Source organism: Cysteiniphilum litorale (genome assembly GCF_003428165.1).
Classification (GTDB): domain Bacteria; phylum Pseudomonadota; class Gammaproteobacteria; order Francisellales; family Francisellaceae; genus Caedibacter; species Caedibacter litoralis.
This window is the reverse complement of the sequence record NZ_QLIQ01000124.1, coordinates 1-1,365: the sequence shown is the minus strand read 5'-3', so window position 1 is coordinate 1,365 and position 1,365 is coordinate 1. Positions and strand designations below refer to the sequence as shown.

The 1,365-nt window shown below is 36.4% G+C and carries 1 protein-coding gene; it reads right to left on the bottom strand.

Annotated features, from left to right (window positions below; translation table 11 throughout):
* Positions 1–1,131 (bottom strand): transposase (locus DNJ75_RS14815; protein ID WP_117004189.1); only part of this gene is annotated, 1,131 nt, incomplete at its 3' end.
* Positions 1,132–1,365 lie beyond the last annotated feature (234 nt).

Genomic DNA, 1,365 nt, shown 5'->3' with positions numbered 1-1,365 from the left:
AATAAACTGATCTACGCGTAGTTTTGCAAGATATGTTTTCATTCCTTCCAAGATGTAATGCCTTGTTACTTCACCTGATTTAGAGCCGCCAAGCTGTGCAATCAATACAACAAAGTCATCATAAACTTCACCTTGACCAATCTCATATAAATAAGATGCAACAAAGAAACCAATAGCAGTAATGGCTTTAATCCCTTCAAAGTCTTTTATCCTAAACTCTTCCCAGCCTAACTCACCTTTGATAAATTTAAACACACCCTCAATACGAGAGCGCTTTAAATAGCAATCATAAACGTTGTAAACGTCATATTGATTCATAAGCTCCTTATTTGTGATTAAAAGCATCGGTTCGTCAAAAGCTTCTTTGCCCTTGCGATCAAGCAGCGTCATTAAAACAACATGATACTGCCCAATCTTCTGCCATTTAGCCTTGATCACGCAATCCTGAAAACAGCGTCCACTGATGTATAGCTTTTGAATACAGAAAGTATATGAATGTTCAAAGGCGTGATCTATCAATTTCCCTTTTTGCTCCTTATCACCACTTAAGCCTGAAACCGTCCTGTTTTTCTTCAATCGTATGACAAACTCATCTTTCAGGTCCTGTATAAAATCAAAGTACTCACTATCATCAAACTCACGATCTAATACATGCGTAATATTTAATGTTGAATTCTTTTCTTTTAAGGCATTAGAGCAGGATTTAATATGCTTTAATGCTACGCGCTTTGAAGTCAAATAACTATCGTCATCATAGGCTTCTTTAGACTCCTGTGAAATCACGATATCCGCACCAGAATTCAACTGTTCAATCGTTTCTTTTGATAAAAACTCTGGCTGCTTGTTGCTGTATAGCTCATGACCCAATAAATCAATCTGTTTATTATCTAAATTAACGGCAATTGTATTGAAGCTACTGTAGCCATTGATGGTTTTCTTATTCAGATCCTTTACTTTTCCTATATGCTCTGCCTGCTTGGTATACTTTTTGCGTATCTCACTGGGATCATGAATCAAAATAACATTATCGGAAGCTTCATATTTCTTGGCTGCTTCAGTACATAGTACTCCACTAATTTGCTCAGGATCAAAGTCATTTAGCTTATTGTCACCTGTAATTGTCCGTCTCAATTTTTCGTACTCCTTTTGGCTGCTACTGATTGAGTAAAGGTTTAAACTGCCATGCTCTAAAACCTTTTCCAGTATCGTCTTCACATTTTTTAAAAGACACTTTTGATGTCATTTTGTTTAATAATTTACTCATGTGGTCACCAAAAGTAGTGTGCGCCATCCTTGTGATTCCTCTTCTTATATCATTGCTTCGGGCGTATTGTACACGCTTTTAAATTTTTGAGGAGTTTTCAG